Source organism: Dyella sp. AtDHG13, assembly GCF_003201105.1.
In the GTDB taxonomy this organism is placed as follows: Bacteria; Pseudomonadota; Gammaproteobacteria; order Xanthomonadales; family Rhodanobacteraceae; genus Dyella; species Dyella jiangningensis_B.
Genome location: NZ_QICJ01000006.1, coordinates 277,445 through 294,489 on the forward strand (window position 1 = coordinate 277,445; position 17,045 = coordinate 294,489).

15 protein-coding genes and 1 pseudogene are annotated in these 17,045 nt (G+C 65.1%); 13 read left to right on the top strand and 3 right to left on the bottom strand.

The window, feature by feature from the left end:
* Nucleotides 1-7 precede the first annotated feature (7 nt).
* Genes leuS through nadD form a run of 4 tightly spaced genes read left to right on the top strand, consistent with a single transcriptional unit; the run spans nucleotide 8 to nucleotide 5,006 of the window.
* Complete coding sequence (gene leuS, locus BDW41_RS12580; RefSeq protein WP_074547715.1) at nucleotides 8-2,767, top strand: leucine--tRNA ligase; 2,760 nt, start codon at nucleotides 8-10, stop codon at nucleotides 2,765-2,767.
* Nucleotides 2,768-2,772: 5 nt separating this feature from the next.
* Nucleotides 2,773-3,339 (top strand): LPS assembly lipoprotein LptE, encoded by a 567-nt coding sequence (gene lptE, locus BDW41_RS12585; RefSeq protein ID WP_074547714.1) that lies wholly within the window; start codon nucleotides 2,773-2,775, stop codon nucleotides 3,337-3,339.
* A gap of 15 nt (nucleotides 3,340-3,354) precedes the next feature.
* Nucleotides 3,355-4,365, top strand: a complete 1,011-nt coding sequence (holA, locus tag BDW41_RS12590) for a DNA polymerase III subunit delta (RefSeq protein WP_074547713.1) — start codon at nucleotides 3,355-3,357, stop codon at nucleotides 4,363-4,365.
* Nucleotides 4,362-5,006 carry a nicotinate-nucleotide adenylyltransferase gene (gene nadD / locus BDW41_RS12595; protein ID WP_074547712.1) on the top strand — a complete coding sequence of 215 codons (645 nt, stop codon included), beginning with the start codon at nucleotides 4,362-4,364 and terminating at the stop codon, nucleotides 5,004-5,006. The genes holA and nadD overlap by 4 nt, the downstream gene beginning before the upstream one ends.
* A gap of 235 nt (nucleotides 5,007-5,241) precedes the next feature.
* Here the strand turns inward: nadD and msrB are convergent, their stop codons facing one another.
* From msrB to BDW41_RS12610, 3 genes are all read right to left on the bottom strand, one after another.
* Nucleotides 5,242-5,859: a peptide-methionine (R)-S-oxide reductase MsrB gene (msrB, locus tag BDW41_RS12600; protein WP_074547711.1), complete on the bottom strand. Its 618-nt coding sequence runs from the start codon at nucleotides 5,857-5,859 to the stop codon at nucleotides 5,242-5,244.
* Between the two features lie 20 nt (nucleotides 5,860-5,879).
* Nucleotides 5,880-7,598, bottom strand: a complete 1,719-nt coding sequence (locus BDW41_RS12605; RefSeq protein WP_074547710.1) for a cytochrome c biogenesis protein DipZ — start codon at nucleotides 7,596-7,598, stop codon at nucleotides 5,880-5,882.
* A 111-nt stretch (nucleotides 7,599-7,709) separates the two neighbouring features.
* Entirely contained in the window at nucleotides 7,710-8,906 is a 1,197-nt protein-coding gene (locus tag BDW41_RS12610; RefSeq protein WP_083337592.1) for an aspartyl protease family protein, read from the bottom strand.
* A gap of 308 nt (nucleotides 8,907-9,214) precedes the next feature.
* Between BDW41_RS12610 and BDW41_RS12615 the strand changes: the two genes are divergently transcribed.
* The 9 genes and pseudogenes from BDW41_RS12615 to BDW41_RS12660 all read left to right on the top strand — a co-directional run.
* Nucleotides 9,215-9,847, top strand: a complete 633-nt coding sequence (locus tag BDW41_RS12615; protein WP_074547709.1) for a porin family protein — start codon at nucleotides 9,215-9,217, stop codon at nucleotides 9,845-9,847.
* A 269-nt stretch (nucleotides 9,848-10,116) separates the two neighbouring features.
* On the top strand, nucleotides 10,117-11,316 hold the full coding sequence (locus tag BDW41_RS12620; protein WP_023114164.1) for a site-specific integrase: 1,200 nt from the start codon (nucleotides 10,117-10,119) through the stop codon (nucleotides 11,314-11,316).
* Entirely contained in the window at nucleotides 11,313-12,377 is a 1,065-nt protein-coding gene (locus BDW41_RS12625) for a PDDEXK nuclease domain-containing protein (protein WP_023125152.1), read from the top strand. Before BDW41_RS12620 ends, BDW41_RS12625 begins: the two co-directional genes overlap by 4 nt.
* Nucleotides 12,378-12,729: 352 nt before the next feature.
* Nucleotides 12,730-13,122 carry a hypothetical protein gene (locus tag BDW41_RS12630; RefSeq protein WP_023114166.1) on the top strand — a complete coding sequence of 131 codons (393 nt, stop codon included), beginning with the start codon at nucleotides 12,730-12,732 and terminating at the stop codon, nucleotides 13,120-13,122.
* Between the two features lie 83 nt (nucleotides 13,123-13,205).
* Complete coding sequence (locus BDW41_RS12635) at nucleotides 13,206-13,463, top strand: metal-sensing transcriptional repressor (protein ID WP_003111693.1); 258 nt, start codon at nucleotides 13,206-13,208, stop codon at nucleotides 13,461-13,463.
* 9 nt (nucleotides 13,464-13,472) lie between these two features.
* A complete protein-coding gene (locus BDW41_RS12640; RefSeq protein WP_023103967.1) occupies nucleotides 13,473-14,783 on the top strand; it encodes an MFS transporter in 1,311 nt (436 codons plus the stop codon).
* A 268-nt stretch (nucleotides 14,784-15,051) separates the two neighbouring features.
* Entirely contained in the window at nucleotides 15,052-15,402 is a 351-nt protein-coding gene (locus tag BDW41_RS12645; RefSeq protein ID WP_023114168.1) for a DUF2958 domain-containing protein, read from the top strand.
* A gap of 65 nt (nucleotides 15,403-15,467) precedes the next feature.
* Nucleotides 15,468-15,746, top strand: coding sequence for a hypothetical protein (locus BDW41_RS12650; protein ID WP_023114169.1), 279 nt, complete (start codon nucleotides 15,468-15,470; stop codon nucleotides 15,744-15,746).
* A gap of 711 nt (nucleotides 15,747-16,457) precedes the next feature.
* Nucleotides 16,458-17,045: pseudogene (locus BDW41_RS12660) on the top strand (DUF932 domain-containing protein); the annotation flags it as partial.

Here is a 17,045-nt window from a genome sequence, read left to right on the forward strand (position 1 = left end):
CGGACACATGCAGGACATTCAGGAAGTAGGTAACCAGGACCAGGCCAACGAGCACGGCTACCAGCCGCAGGCGGTGGAAACCGCCGCCCAGACGTTCTGGCGCGACCAGCGCGCCTATGAGGTGAAGGAAGACCCCTCGCGGCCCAAGTTCTACTGCCTCTCCATGCTCCCGTATCCCTCGGGCGCGCTGCACATGGGCCACGTGCGCAACTACACCATCGGCGACGTGATCAGCCGCTACCAGCGCATGCAGGGCAAGAACGTGCTGCAGCCGATGGGCTGGGACGCGTTCGGCCTGCCCGCCGAGAACGCCGCTATCAAGAACAACACCGCGCCGGCCAAGTGGACCTACCAGAACATCGACCACATGCGCGGCCAGCTGCAGCGCATGGGCTTTGCCTACGACTGGACCCGCGAGTTCGCCACCTGCCGCCCCGACTACTACCGTTGGGAACAGCTGATGTTCACGCGGTTGACGAAGAAGGGCATGGCCTACCGCAAGAACGCCGTGGTGAACTGGGATCCGGTGGACCAGACCGTGCTCGCCAACGAGCAGGTGGTCGACGGCCGCGGCTGGCGCTCCGGCGCGCTGGTCGAAAAGCGCGAGATTCCGCAGTGGTTCCTCAAGATCACCGACTACGCGCAGGAACTGCTCGACGGCCTGGATACGCTGCCCGGCTGGCCCGACGCGGTGAAGACCATGCAGCGCAACTGGATCGGCCGCTCCGAGGGCCTGGAGATCCACTTCGAGGTGGAAGGCGAGAGCGAACCGCTCACCGTGTTCACCACGCGCCCCGACACGCTGATGGGCGTGACCTTCGTGTCCATCGCGGGCGAACATCCGCTGGCCATCAAGGCCGCGCAGAACAACCCGAAGCTCGCCGCGTTCCTTGAGGAACTCAAGCACGGCGGCGTGTCCGAAGCCGAGCTAGAAACGCAGGAAAAGCGCGGCATGGATACCGGCATCGAAGCCGTGCATCCGCTCACCGGCGAGAAGATCCCGGTGTTCGTCGCCAACTTCGTGCTGTGGGGCTACGGCACCGGCGCGGTGATGGCGGTGCCCGGCCACGACCAGCGCGACTGGGAATTCGCGCAGAAATACAGCCTGCCGATCAAGATGGTGGTGGTCGATCGCGCCGTGCTCGATGCTGTGGCCGAGATCAACCACGACCTGTCCAAGGGCGTGGGCGCCGACCCGATGCGCGCCGCGCTGGGTGGTGGCAACATCGATGCCTATGAAACCTCGGCGGCGGTGCAGCTGATCGAATCGTTCGAGAAGAGCATCCAGGAGGACAGCGCCTTCACCGAGCGCGGCTACCTGGTGAACTCCGGCGAATTCGACGGCATGGATTACAACCAGGCTTTCGAGGCCATGGCTGCGCGTTTCGAGCGCGAAGGCAAGGGCGTGCGCCGCGTGAACTGGCGCCTGCGCGACTGGGGCGTGAGCCGCCAGCGCTACTGGGGTTGCCCGATCCCCGTCATCTACTGCGCCAAGTGCGACGCGGTGCCGGTGCCCGAAGACCAGCTGCCGGTGGTGCTGCCGGAAGACGTCGCCTTCTCCGGCGTGCAGTCGCCGATCAAGGCCGACCCCGAGTGGCGCAAGACCACCTGCCCGCAGTGCGGCGGCCCGGCCGAGCGCGAAACCGACACCTTCGACACCTTCATGGAGTCGAGCTGGTATTACGCGCGCTACACCAGCCCGGGTGCGCACGATCAGGTCGACGAGCGCGCCAACTATTGGCTGCCGGTGGACCAGTACATCGGTGGCATCGAGCACGCCATCCTGCATCTGCTGTACTTCCGCTTCTATCACAAGCTGATGCGCGACGCGGGCCTGGTGAAGGCCGACGAACCGGCCACCAACCTGCTGTGCCAGGGCATGGTGATCGCCGAGACGTTCTACCGCGACAACGCCGACGGCTCGAAGGACTGGCTCAACCCCGCCGACGTGGAAATCGAGCGTGACGACAAGGCGCGCGTCATCGGCGCACGTTCGAAGAAGGACGGCCAGCCGGTGAAGATCGGCGGTACCGAGAAGATGTCCAAATCCAAGAACAACGGCATCGATCCGCAGGCCATGGTGGACAAGTACGGCGCCGATACGGTGCGCCTGTTCTCCATGTTCGCCGCGCCGCCGGAGCAGTCGCTGGAATGGAGCGAGGCGGGCGTGGAAGGCATGGCCCGTTTCCTGCGCCGCTTCTGGCGCGAGGTGACCACGCACGCATCGCAGCCGGATCATCCGGTGGTCGAACCGGCCAAGCTCGATGCGGGCCAGAAGACGCTGCGCCGCCAGGTGCACGAAACCATCCAGAAGGTCAGCGACGACCTGGGCCGCCGCCATTCCTTCAACACCGCCATCGCCGCGCTGATGGAACTGCTCAACGCGCTCAACAAGTTCAACGACATGAGCGAGCAGGGCCGCGCCGTGCGCCACGAGGCGCTGGAAGCGATGGTGCTGCTGCTCAACCCGGTCGTGCCGCACGTGAGCCACGCGCTGTGGCAGGTGCTCGGCCATCCGCAGTCCGTGCTGGAAGACCAGCCCTGGCCGCAGGTGGACGTCGCCGCGCTGGTGCGCGATTCGTTGACGCTCGCGGTTCAGGTCAACGGCAAGCTGCGCGGTACTATCGAGGTGGCCGCGAACGCATCGAAGGAAGAAGCCGAAGCGCTGGCGCTGGCACAACCGAACGTAGCGGCCTTCCTGGAAGGGCAGACCGTGCGCAAGGTGATCGTGGTGCCGGGCAAGATCGTCAACATCGTTGCAGGATGAAATCCATGAGCCGTGTGTTCAAAGCTTCGCTGCTGTTGATGTCCACTCTTACGTTGGCGGCGTGCGGATTCCATCTGCGCCAGAACGTGGCCTTGCCGCCGGCCATGCAGCACGTGCACGTGGTGACCGGCAATCTCAACCTGCAGCGCGGCCTCGAGCGTTCGCTGGTGGCGTCGGGCATCAACGTGGAAGACCACAAGGCGCCCGACATCGCCGAACTCAATATTCCGGTGGCGCAGTTCACCACGGATACGCTAACGATCAACGGTGCCGCGCGCGTCACGGAATACACCGTGCGCTACCAGGTGCAGTTCGAGGTGCATGACGGCACGGGCCAGCCGCTGATTCCGCGGCAGCGCATCGACCTGCAGCGCGACTTCAGCTACGACCCGACCAATACCATCGGTACGGCGGCGCAGGTGGATGCCATCCAGAGCAGCCTCAACGACGACATGATCACCGCCATCCTGCTGCGACTGCAGGCGGCCGGCCGCCACCCCGGCCAGACCGCCGCGGCGGCTGCGGCGCAGGAAGCGCAGCCCGCGCCGGCGTCCTCCAGCAGCACGCACTGAGCAGCTCGCCCGACCATGCCGCTCAATGCCGCGCAATGGCAGAAGTCGCTGACGGCCGATCGCCTGCTGCCGGCGTACCTCCTCGCAGGTGAGGAGCTGCTGGTGCTCGAGGCGGCAGATGCGCTGCGTGCCCAGGCCCGCAAGCTGGGCTACGCCGAGCGCGAGGTGCTGGACGTGGGCCATCATTTCGACTGGGACGAGCTGGCGCGTTCCGCGGCGGGCATGTCGCTGTTCGCCACGCGCCGCCTGCTGGATCTGCGCCTGCCCACCGGACGTCCCGGCACGGAAGGCGCCAAGGCCATCAACGAGTTCTGCGCCAATCCGCCGCCGGACGTGACCCTGCTGATCACCGCGACCGAGTGGAGCAGCAAGCACGAAGGCGCCTGGACCAAGAACCTCGACGCGGCCGGTGCGCTGGTGGTGTTCAACGCGCCGCGACCGAACGAGTGGGGCTCCTGGATCGGCGCGCGGCTCGCCTCGCGCGGCCTATCGGCCACGCCGGATGCGGCCATGCTGCTGGCCGAGCGTGTCGAGGGCAACCTGCTGGCCGCCGCGCAGGAAATCGACAAGCTGGTCGTGCTGCACGGCCAGGGCAAGATCGACGCGCAGGAGATGGAAAACCTCGTCGCCGACAGCGCCCGCTACGACGCCTTCAAGCTCACCGACGCGGCTTTCGCGGGCGAGGGGGGGCGTGCACTGCGCATCCTCGCCGGCCTGCATGCGGAGGGCGAGGAACTGATCGGCCTGATGGGTTGGCTGGTGAACCAGTTGCAGCTTGCGCTGCGCCTCGCCAATGCACGCGACTTCGCCGCGCAGGCGCGCGCGGAGCGCCTGTGGCCTGCGCGCGAGCAGCTGTTCCGCAAGGCATTGCGCCGTGCGCCGCGCGAGCATTGGCTGCAGTGCCTGGCACGCGCCGCGCGCATCGACCGCATGGCGAAGGGACGCGAGCAGGGCGATGCCTGGCTGGAGGCCGAGCGCCTGATTGCCGCCATCGCCGAACCGCGGGCGGCCGGCGCGCTGGCATGAAGCCACTCGCGCTTTTTGGCGGCACCTTCGATCCGGTGCACCTGGGGCACCTCAGCGTGGCCTGGGAGGCCTCCGAACTGCTCGATGCCGACGTGCGCCTGATGCCGGCGAACGTACCGCCGCACCGCAACGCACCCACCGCCACGCCCGCCCAGCGCGTGGCCATGCTGACGGCCGCGCTGCAGGGGCAGAACCGGTTGAGCCTGGACACACGTGAGCTGCGCCGCGAAGGTCCGTCCTACACCATCGATACCCTGCGCGAACTGCGCGACGAACTGGGCGAGCGCCCGCTGATCCTGCTGCTGGGCGCGGATGCCTTCGCGGGCCTGCCGAGCTGGCAGAGCTGGCGCGACCTGTTCGAGTATGCGCACATCGGCGTGCTCAGCCGTCCCGGCATCGATGCGGCGTGGTCAGTGGACCTTGCCGTGGAAATCCTTCCTCGCCGCACGGTGGATCCAAAGCTCTTGCACGAGCACCCAGCGGGCAAGGTCATCGAGTTGTCGGTAACGCCGCTGGAGATTTCGGCCACTCGCATCCGTGAACTGCTCGCCGAAGGCCGCGATCCGCGTTATCTGCTTCCCTGTGGGCTGTTCGATGATCCGTCGGTGCTTGCGCCTTACCGGACGAAGTTGGTGCTGTAGAAGCGCGCTTGCGCCTTGGCGCTTATTCACCATCTTGCATGAGCGCTCATATTCCTCACCGTCATTCCGGCGAAGGCCGGAGGCGCTTCATCAACAGCCGAATGGCTGGTCATCCAGTGCCTTTTTGCTTTTTCGCGGCACGTAAAATCGCTGGATTCCGGCTTTCGCCGGAATGACGGTGAGGAAATGGATACTGCTCCGGGATTTTGAACGGCTTAGGAGTTGCAACGGCGACCTACGAAGTCCTCGCCACAAACCTCAGCGCCACCGAGTTCATGCAATAGCGCAATCCCGTCGGCGGCGGGCCGTCGTCAAACACATGGCCCAGATGGCTGTCGCAGCCGGCGCAGCTCACGGCGATGCGCTCCATGCCGAACGTGCTGTCGCGCGTTTCGATCACGTTCTGCTTGGCGATGGGCTGCCAGAAGCTGGGCCAGCCCGTACCCGAATCGAATTGCGTGGCGGCATCGAACAAGGCGGTGTCGCAGGCGGGGCAACGGTACAGGCCGGGCCCGGTCTTCTCGTGCGAGCCGCTGAAGGCGCGCTCCGTGCCCGCGCGGCGCATCACGTAGTACGCCTCGTCGCTGAGCCGCCCATGCCATTGCGCATCGTTGAGCACGAGCTTGCGTACATGGCACACGCCGAGCTTGTGGCCATCGTCGGCGAAACAGACCAGCAGCACGTCCGCGCCCGCCGCCGCTGGCGTGGCGGCCATCGCCGCACCGCTCAGGGCTCCACGCTTCAGCAAGGCAGGCAGTGCAAAGCCTCCGATAGCCGCGACCGCTCCTCCGGTCAGTGCCGCGCACAGAAAACGGCGGCGCTCCAGTTTGACGATGTCCTGTGTGCGTGACATGGCAACCTCCATGAGGTCGATCAGCCAAAGGTGAAGGCGTAGGCCTGGACGCCGGGGTCGAGGAAGGTGATTTCAAAGGTGCGCTCGCCGGTGCTGCTGGCCTGGCGAATCAGTTGATAGAGGCGTTGCGAGGTCACCGCGCCGTTGCCGTCGGCGTCGATATCCATGCCGTGATCGATGCCCGGCGCCTTGCCATCGATGGTGACGCGGAAGCGCACCGGCTTGCCGTCATGGCCCGGGCCCAGTACCAGATGCAGGTCGCGCCCGCGGAACCGGTACACGATGCGGCCGTTGGCGTTGTCCAGCCGCGCGTTTTCATCGCGTACCGTCCAGCGTCCATCTAGGGCCCATTGGTTCAGCATCAGCGTGTCCGGCGCGTGATAAGTCCAGGCATCGTCGTGCGCGACCTTGCCGCCGGCGAAGTTCTCCGAGCGCGCATAGCCGACATAGGTTTCCGGCGAGCGCATGGCATCGCCCGAGCCGGCGGCCTCCGCGCCCTGGGCGCCCGGCTGCACGTAACCGCCCGGAAGGTTCTTCTGTCCGGCCTCGGTCAGCAACTGGCGGATCACGTCTTCGCTCTGCTCGTACTCGCCTTCGCCAAAATGGTGATGGCGGATGCGCCCCTGCGTGTCGATGAAGTAATGCGCGGGCCAGTATTCGTTGCTGAAGCCCTTCCAGATGGCGTAGTCGTTGTCGAGCGCGACGGGGTAGTCCACGCCCAGATCCTTGATCGCCTTGCCGACGTTCCGCGGATCTTTTTCAAAGGCGAATTCCGGCGCGTGCACGCCGATCACCACCAGGCCGTGGTCCTTGTACTTGTCGGCCCAGCCGCGCACGTAAGGCAACGAGCGGATGCAGTTGATGCAGGAGTAGGTCCAGAAGTCGACCAGCACCACCTTGCCACGCAACGACGTCGCCGACAGCGGCGGCGTGTTGAACCATTGCATGGCGCCGCCCAGCGAGGGCAGCTGGCCCTCGACCGGCAGCGGTTCGCCCTGTTTCACAGCCGGTTGCGGCGCCGGGGCAGGGCGTGCGGCGTCGATCAGCTTCTGCTCGATACCGCCGGTGCTGGCCAATGACACGCGAGTCAGCACGCCGGTATCCAGCCCCAGCGCAATCGCCGCCACGCCCGCGAGCACCAGCACGCCCAGCGCCTTGCGCACCCATTCGCCCGCGCCGAGCGAGCGCTTCATGATGGCAAAGACCTTGCCGCCGATGACCAGGGCCAGCGCCAGCGAGGTGGCCGCGCCCAGCGCATACGTGAGCAGGAGCAGGGATGTCTGCACGCTCGCCCCGTTGAGCGCCGCACCGGTCAGCAGAAGGCCCAGGATGGGCCCGGCGCAGGGCGCCCACAGCAGGCCCGTGGCGACACCCAGGCCGGCCGCCGACCAGATCGAGTCGTCATCGCCCGAGCGCTGGGAAAGCCGGTTGCCCAGCGTCACGAACGGCCGGCTGATCCATTCGGCCAGCCGCGTCGACAGCAGGGTCAAGCCCAAGATGGCCAGTACCACCAGGGCCACGATACGGCCGTACTGGTTGGCCCGGATCGCCCAGCCCCCGCCCACGGCCGCCAGCGTGGCGACCAGCGCGAACGTCAGGGCCATGCCCACCAGCATGGGCAGGCCGTTGCGTGCGAAAGGGCGGTCCGCGCGGGCGAATACGAAAGGCAGCACGGGCAGGATGCACGGGCTGAGGATGGTCAATACGCCGCCAAGGTAGGCAAGAAACAGGACGAGCATGTGGGCGAATAGTCCGCTGTGGTGTTCAGCGGATTATTCGCCTGGAAGGCCGTTCCGGTTACGTCCCTGTCACGCGCCTTTCAGGCGGGCGCCTTGTTCTTTCCGCCTGGGTCAGAGGGTCAGCGTCTTGCGGGTTCCCTGCCGCTCGATCACCAGCTTGAGCCGGCCTGCCGGGGTGTTGCTGACCTGCTGGCGGAGCGCCTGGATCTCTTCCGGCCTGGCGCGCTGCTTGTTGACCTCGAGCAGGACATCGCCATTCTCCAGTCCGTAACCGCGGATCCTCGCCGGGTTGTTGTAGGCGACTTCGAGGCGCCCATGGATGAATGCGATGCCGACGGATCGAACCGCCTTCGGTTCATCACGGGAAAGGTTGGCGGCGGTATAGCAAAACACCATCAGGTTGGGTGACAGCGCATAGCGATCAAGGCGGGAAAGGAAATTCATGCCCATGTTGTTCGTCCCCGTGAGCGACGTGGCCGCCGTCATCGCACCAAGCCGCGTCCCGTTCAGCGTAAGGCCGCTGATGCGATACAGGGCGCTTTCGGAGACGCCGTCTATTTCGGATGATGGCCCCGGAGGAAGGGCCTCGGCCGGCGAATGGCCGTCACGGAGCGCCGCCAGCAACTCGGGCGACGCATACAGGTCCATCGATCCGGTGTCGATCTGCATGAGAGCCCACTGCCCCTCAGGCAGATCCACCGCAATTTCGGGACCATTGCCGAAAGACGAGTTGTAGGGCATGCATGTGTCGTAGCTGGCGAGCGACGGGCTACCGTCCCGTATCGTCAACGTGCCTGCCTTGTTGTCCACCTGCCAGTTCAACTGGCGTATGACCTCGGCGCCGAGGATGCCGTCGATCCGCTGCCCGAGAGCCTGTGTCACGTGGGTCAGATCGAGCCCATGCCAAGGCATGGCGTCGTGAACATCGCGATGGCCGATGCGCATGGGGAGCGAGCGCCAGAACGTCACGTCGTTCTTGCTCATGACGCCGCTGGCGGTGTCGATCGTGTCGCTTTCCAGAAGGAACGATGGCACGTCGTTGTCCGCCGCTTTTTCGGTGAGCGTGGCCGCGATCTGATTGTCCAGGACCGTGAAGGCGGCGCCGGTGTCCACCAGGAAGGTATAGCTCTTCCCGGCAATGACGACGGGAATGGTCAACGCATACTTGTTGACGGGCGTGGTCAGCACCACGCCTTCCGCCTCGGCGTTGGGCGTGGGTGCGGCTGGCTGGCTCGACGGGGAATGGCACCCCAGCATCAACGCGGCGACGGCGACAGGCAGCAGCCTGGAAGTGAATGCCTTGAACATCGGGGCCTAGCTTCGCGCAAAGCGGGAATCTTAGGTTCGGTCTTTCAGGGCACATACCGGATGTATCTGAAAGGCGCGGGAGCGGAAACCGCGCGATTCCCTTCATTCCTTCCTTCAAATCTCCGTTCATTCCGATAGCGGACGCCGCTTTCTTGCGGGCTCAATACGCGTGGCAGGTATTCATGGGGCGCCGGTGTTGGAGCTGGCATCGACGCCCTACACGCGGCTGCCGCGTGCAACGTGCATCGGAAGGTTTCGGTAGCGCCTTGGGGGTATCTGCTTGCCCCAGTCCTTAAAGGAATAAAACCATGAAGAAACTCATTCCCCTCGTCGCGCTGTCCGCGGCCCTTCTGTCGCCCCTGACCGCCGCTCTGGCGGACCAGAATGATGGCGGCTTTTTCGTGCGCGGTAATGCCGGCCAGTCCGACTATCGCGTCAGCAACCAGTACTTCTCCAGCAACACCGGCTTCGGCTGGGATCTGGGCTTGGGCTATCGTTGGGCAACCCCGTCCGGCAACTGGGGTATCGATGCAGGCTACGTCGACCTCGGCAAGGCCAAGTTGAACAACAGCTACGTGGACTACGAGTCGGGCTACGGCATTGCCACCTCCGGCAAGGCGGCCACCCACGGCTGGACCCTCGGCGCGAACTACCTGTACCAGTTCGAAAACAACTGGAACATCCAGGCTCGTACCGGTCTGGCGTTCACCAAGTCGCGCGCCACGATCACGCTCAGCGATACGCTGGGCAACTCCACTGATCCCGTGCGCGGCAGCGACAACAGCACCTCGTGGTACGGTGGCGTGGGCGTGGGCTATGACTTCAATCGCAATTTCGGCGTGAGCCTCAATTACGACTACTACGGCCTCAGCCTGGGCAGCAAGTTCAAGGGCGACGGCAGCGCCAGCGTGATTTCGCTGGGCGCGGAATACCGCTTCTAACCTTGCATTGGGTGGAATGGAGCGAGCCGGTGTTCTGCTCGCCCACTCCTTCCCAACAAAAAAGGGCCGGGTATGTACCCGGCCCTTTTTTTGTTTCACGATGACTCCAGCCCGGTAGTTCGCTGGACTGCGCCGTAGCTAGATACAGCAGGTTTATCAATAACTTACGCGCGTCCATCATATGCCGGTGCTTTCTGAAACTTGACCCGGTTTTCCCTCGCGCCGCTCCTATCTGGCTCCTGGAATCCGGGTTGTTCCGAGGAGTCATCATGGCAAAGATCAAGCTCACCAAGACCGCCGTGGAGTCGGCCCAACCCCAGGCCAAGGATGTTGAACTGCGGGATACCGTGGTGCCCGGCTTCCTGTGCAAGATTACCCCGACCGGCCGCCGGGTGTTCATGCTCCAGTACCGCACGAACTCCGGCCAGCCCCGCAAGCCCTCGCTGGGGCTGTACGGGGAGCTGACCGTCGAACAGGCACGAGTCAAGGCACAGGACTGGCTGGCCGAGGTTCGCCGGGGCGGCGACCCCGGCGGCGCCAAGGCCGAGGCGCGCAAGGCGCCCACGATGGCCGAGTTGTGCAAGAAGTTCATGGAGGACTACTCCAAGAAGCGCAACAAGCCCAGCACGCAGGACGGCTATCAGGGCGTCATAGACCGCAACATCATCCCGCTGCTGGGCCGCAAGAAGGTGCATGACGTGAAGCGGCCCGACATTGCCGGGCTGATGGAGAAACTGGCCTACAAGCCGACCGAGGCGAACAAGACCTTCGGCGTGCTGCGCAAGATGTTCAACCTGGCCGAAGTGTGGGGCTACCGCCCGGACGGCACGAACCCGTGCCGCCACGTCCCCATGTACCCGCCGGGCAAGGAAACCCGGCTCATCGTGGACGAGGAAATGGTGCGGATCTTCCGCCAGTTGGAGAAGCTGGAGGCGGAGGGGCTGGAGAACTACGTCATCCCGCTGGCGATCCGGCTGCAATTCGAGTTCGCCGCCCGGCGCTCCGAAATCTGCCCGCTCGAATGGAGCTGGCTGGACTTCGAGAACCGGCGCGTGGTGTGGCCCGACAGCAAGGTCGGCGGCATTTCCAAGCCCATGAGCGAGGAAGCCTATCGGCTGCTTTCGACGGCGCCGCGCCGGGAGGGCTGCCCCTACGTCCTGCCATCGCCGAACGACCCGGCCAAGCACCTGACCTTTGGCGAGCACTATGGCGGCTGGTGCCGGGTGCTCAAGGCCGCCGGCGTCCCGCACGTCGGCACGCACGGCATCCGCCATCGCTCGACGACCGACATTGCCAATTCGGGCGTGCCGACCAAAGTGGGCATGAAGCTGACGGGCCACAAGACCGTAGCGATGTTCATGCACTACGTCCACACCGAGGACAAGCCGGTGCGCGATGCGGCCGAACTGGTGGCCAGCCGGCGCCAGGCCATCACGGGCGCACGCCAGCTTGCGGAGGCGGCGGCATGAACACGCGCCGGTCATCCGCAGCATCGTCCACAGCGCCTTCGGCGCTGCTGGGCGACATTCGGGCACTGATCGAGGCGGCGCGCAAGCGCGCCGCCTCGACGGTGAATAGCGAGCTGACGATGCTCTATTGGCGCATCGGCCAGCGCATCCGCACGCAGGTCTTGGACGGGCGCCGGGGCGCTTATGGCAAGGAAGTCCTGCCCACCCTGGCGGCGCAGTTGGTGAAGGAGTACGGCGGCAGCTTTGCCGAGCAGAACCTGCGCCGCATGGTGCAGTTCGCGGCCACCTTCCCCGACGAGCAGATTCTCGTATCACTGATACGAGAATTGAGCTGGACGCACTTCATCGCCCTGATCCCGCTGAAAGACCCGCTCCAGCGGGACTACTACGCACAGATGGCGAGCACCGAACGCTGGAGCGTGCGGACGCTGCGCGAGCGCATCGACTCGATGTTGTACGAGCGCACGGCGCTGTCTCAAAAGCCGGGCGAGACGATCGCACAGGAGTTGGCGAAGATGCGCGATGCGCAGCGAATGTCGCCCGCCCTGGTCATGCGCGACCCCTACATCCTCGACTTCCTGGGGCTGCGGGACACTTGGCAAGAAGGCGACTTGGAGGCGGCGATCATCCGCGAAATGGAGTCGTTCTTGTTGGAGCTGGGCGCGGGTTTCAGCTTCGTGGCCCGGCAGAAGCGCATCCAGATCGACGGCGAGGATTTCCACCTCGACCTGCTGTTTTACAACCGCAAGCTGCGGCGGCTGGTGGCAGTGGAGTTGAAGGTCGGCGAGTTCAAGGCAGCTTTCAAGGGACAGATGGAGCTTTATCTTCGCTGGCTGGACAAGCACGAACGGGAGCCGGAGGAAGCCTCGCCGCTGGGGATCATCCTTTGCACCGGCAAGAAGCGCGAGCAGATCGAATTGCTGGAGTTGGACAAGTCGGGCATCCACGTCGCCGAGTACCTGACCGCCTTGCCGCCGAGGGGCGTGCTGGTGGAGCGGCTGCAACAAGCAACGCAACGGGCGCGGTTGCAGATCGAGCAGCGCAAGACCGACAACGAGTAGTCCTGTCTCAAGCAGTCGGGCGTCCCGGCGTGCCGCCGTCGCGCTGTCGTGCTGCGCATCGAGCCTCGCTGCGCGAGTCTCGCCCCTGTCGGGCTTCCATCACTGACGCCTCCGGCCCGGCTCGCTGATCCGCGCCTGCGCGCTTCGCTTGCCAAAAACCCGCGTGCGTGGGGTGGTGTGAGGGGGCGGTCTTGCTGTGTCCCTTCACCGTATCACGGCGTTCTCGCCGTGCAAGGGCTGCGCGCGCCTTGCGCGCTTGCGTCCTGGCGGCCGTCTGCGACCCCTGACTGCTGCGCTGCGCCGTGAGGGCGACGGTTCCGGGCAATTCCGCCCTTGCAACCGGAGAACCGTCATGAACGACAAATCACACGTTTCCCTCGAACAGCACGTTTGCCTGGTCTGCGGCACGGCGTTCGACACCGGCGCGATCCTGCTGGACAAGCGCCTGCGCGCGAGCATGGAGCGCCACACGGCGACCGGCTGGGGCCTGTGCCCCGAGCATCAGAAGCTGGCCGACGATGGCTTTGTCGCGCTGGTCGAATGCGATCCGCAGCGCAGCGGGTCGCAGGCTGGCGGGCGCATGAAGCCCGAGCAGGCATACCGGACCGGCCGGCTGGCCCATCTGCGGCGCACGGTGTTCGCGCAGGTGTTCAACGTGCCGATCGCGGACGAGCAGGCTTGCGTGTTCGTTGAGCCTGGCGTGATCGAGCAGTTGCAGTCGATGACAGCGCCGGCGGCGGGCTGATTGCGTCGTGCGGCCTTCGGTGCGTCGCTCCTTCGCGGGCGGCGCACATTTTCATATCCCCCCAGGGGGGATACAATTGCCACATGAACGCGACACACAAGCACTCAACCCATCCCGATCTCGTGAAGCGGCTGAAACGCGCCGATGGTCATCTTCGGCACGTCATAGGGATGATCGAAAGTGGCGAATCCTGTCTCGACATCGCCCGCCAGCTCGCGGCGGTGGAAAGCGCGGTGACGGCCGCAAAGCGCGTCCTGATCCACGACCACATCGACCATTGCCTGGCCCATGACGAAGACTCCGTTTTGACCGAAATGAAGGCACTGACCAAACTGCTCTGAGGCCCGCCGATGCTCTCCGTCCTGAAGAACCGTACCTATCGTCACCTGTTCGCCGCTCAGGTGATTGCGCTTGTCGGCACCGGCCTGATGACGGTGGCCCTTGGCCTGCTTGCCTACGATCTGGCCGGGGCGAATGCCGGCGCGGTACTCGGGACGGCACTCGCAATCAAGATGCTGGCCTATGTCGGAGTCGCCCCGGTCGCGCAGGCGTTCGCCGACCGGCTGCCGCGACGGTCGTTGCTCGTTGCCCTTGACCTAGTACGAGCATCCGTTGCGCTCTGCCTGCCCTTTGTCAGCGAAATCTGGCAAATCTATCTGCTGATCTTCGTCTTGCAGGCGGCGTCCGCAGGCTTCACGCCGACCTTTCAAGCCACTATCCCGGACATCCTTCCCGACGAAGACGAGTACACGAAAGCACTGTCGCTTTCCCGGCTGGCCTACGATTTGGAAAGCCTGATTTCCCCGATGCTGGCCGCCGCGCTACTGACGGTCATCAGCTTCCACAACCTGTTTGCCGGAACGGTTCTCGGCTTCCTCGTGTCAGCCGCGCTTGTGGTCAGCGTGAGGCTTCCCACAACCGTTCCCGGCCCGCGTCGTGGCATATGGGATCGCACTACGCGGGGCACGCGCATTTACCTCGCCACGCCGCGCCTTCGGGGTCTGCTGGCGATCAGCCTCGCGGTGGCAGCAGCGGGGTCAATGGTGATCGTGAACACGGTGGTCATCGTGAAGGCACGCTTCGGCCTGGGCGAATCCGAGGTAGCGTGGGCGCTGGCGGCCTTCGGAGGCGGGTCGATGGTTGCGGCCTTCGCGCTGCCTCGCCTGCTCGACAAGATTGCTGATCGGCCTGTCATGATTGCGGGAGCGACGATGCTGGTTGTGGGAACGGCAGCCGGGGCAATGATTCCGACATATGCCGTTCTGGTGGTGATCTGGTTGGTGGTCGGCTTCGGCTACAGCGTGGCGCAAACACCTTCCGGCCGGCTGTTGCGCCGCTCCGCTCACCCCGAGGATCGCCCCGCGGTCTTTGCCGCGCAATTCGCCCTCTCCCATGCGTGTTGGCTCATTTGCTATCCCTTGGCCGGTCGCTTCGGCGCTGCCTTTGGGCTGCAATCGACCTTCATCATCATGTCGCTGATTGGTCTTGTCGGAGTGGGACTGGCGCTGTGGCTCTGGCCCGCTAGTGATTCTTCCGACATCGCCCACGATCACCCTGATCTACCGCCAGATCATCCTCACTTGCGCGAACATGCAGACCGAGGCGGGCACCGTCATCCCATGATCGTTGACGATCTGCACCGGGACTGGGCGCGCATTTAAGAACTGCCCGCCTTTCACATCGCTGATGCCTCCGGCCCGGATTGCTATTCGGGCCTGCGCGCTTCGCTTGCCAAAAACCGCGTGCGTGGAGGTGCGAGGGAGGCGGTCTTGCTGTCCCCTTCATCGTGCCACGGCGTTCTCGCCGTCAAGGGCTGCGCGCCGATGGCGCTTGCGTTCTGGCGGCCGTCGTTGACCCCTGACTGCTTGCGCTGCGCCGTGCCCCGGAAGGGTCGGGCAATTCCGCCCGGCAACCTTTCAGGAGTTCACCATGAACAACGCACTCATCACTGACGAGCAGCGCATCGTGCTGCTGGCCAACGGCCGCGAATCCTTGGAGAACCCGGACTTCGATCCGGCACCCGTCGTCAAGCTGTTCACGCCGGATGCCGGCGCGACCTGGCTGCTGACCGAGATTGATCCCGATGACCACGACCACGCCTTTGGTCTTTGCGACCTGGGCCTGGGGATGCCGGAAATCGGCTGGGTCAGCCTGGGCGAGCTGGCGACCGTGCGCGGCAGGCTGGGCCTGCCGATCGAGCGCGACCTGTCTTTCCGCGCCGAGAAGCGGTTGAGCGCCTACGCGCGCGATGCCCGGTTGGTCGGGCGTGTCGTCGTCTGAACCAGCCCTTGGAGCGCCGCAAGGCGCTCCTTGCGCTTTCCCAACCTTCGCAGGAGATCAATGCCATGAGCAGCCATCACGACTACATCATCGAAATCACGGCGCAACACGATGCGCTCAAGCCGTTCGCGCCGGAGAACGGTCAGCCCTTGCGCTTCAAGATCGGCGACGCGGTGATCTACACCAACGAGTTTGGCGCGCAGTTCCGGCGCCGCGTCACCGGGTTCTACCAGCCTACCGAGCCTTCGGGGCTGTATGCGCGTGGCAGGCGCTACTACCTGAACTCGACTTCGCCTTGGATGCCGGTTGCGGAATCCAGCCTGCGTCCTGACGACTCGGCGTGATGCCTAAGTGCCCCTGACGGGGCGTTGCGCGCTGCGCTTGCCTCCAGGGGAAAGCCCTGCGGGCTATCCCCGCCGCGCGATGCTTGGCGCCCCTCAAAGACCGCCGAACCGGCTGCGCCGGATCGGCCAGACCACGGCAGTCGCTGTCGAACCTGTTTCCCGATGACTGGCGCATGAGCTTGTGCATCGAGCCTTGAAGGCTGTGCGTCCCCGGCCAAGAAACGTGGCCGGTCGCGCTGTCGTGCGCGTTGCGCATCGAGCCGCCTGCGGCGTCTCGCCCCTGATGGGCTTCCATCGTTCCCTCGCTCCGCTCGGCTGACGCCTCCGGCCCGGATTCCTAGATCCGGGCCTGCGCGCTTCGCTTGCCGTGCGGTCGGCGTGTTGAGGGGCCGTTGCCATGTCCAGCCGTCTCCCCTGACTTCATCACCTTCACCGCGACTGTAGCCCGCGCCCGTGTGCCGTCAAGGCGCGCAGGGCCGTGTCCTCGGCTGCGCCTGCGGGCCGCACCAACCCTGCGCTTGCCTCCTTGACGGCACCCGTTCGCGCGCTCCTGACCGTCGCGGGCGATGAACTCAGGAAAGACGGTGGCAACAGGGCCAACCGGGTTCCTCGTGCCGACCGCACCGAACAGCCGAAAGGCTGGGCTTCCGAATCTAGGAATCCGGTGTGCGGTGAACAGCAAACCCTTTTTTCTTTGTCAGGAGAAATGCCATGCAACTCGCATCCCGCTTCGCTTCCCGTTCCCCGGTGCTGCGTTCGGAACGTCCCTTGTCCCTTGTCCGATGACCAAATCCGGGCCGTGGCCCCGTCCATCTTCGCGGACGCCCCGCACGAAAGCCGCTCGCAGCGGTACAGCTACATCCCCACCGCGACCGTGCTGCAAGAACTGCGCGGGGAAGGCTTCGAGCCTTTCATGGTGACGCAAACCCGCGTGCGCCACGACGACCGCCGCGACTACACGAAGCACATGATCCGGCTGCGCCACGCCAGCCAGATCAACGGCCGCGAGGCCAACGAAATCATCCTGCTGAACTCCCATGACGGCACTAGCAGCTATCAGATGCTGGCCGGGATGTTCCGCTTCGTTTGCAGCAATGGCCTTGTCTGCGGCGACACCGTGGCCAACGTGCGCGTTCCCCACAAGGGCGACGTAGCGGGGCACGTCATCGAAGGCGCTTACGAAGTCCTGCACGGCTTCGACCGGGCGCAGGAATCCCGCGATGCCATGCGCGCCATCACGCTCGACGCCGGGGAATCGGAAGTGTTCGCCCGCGCTGCGCTGGCATTGAAGTACGACGA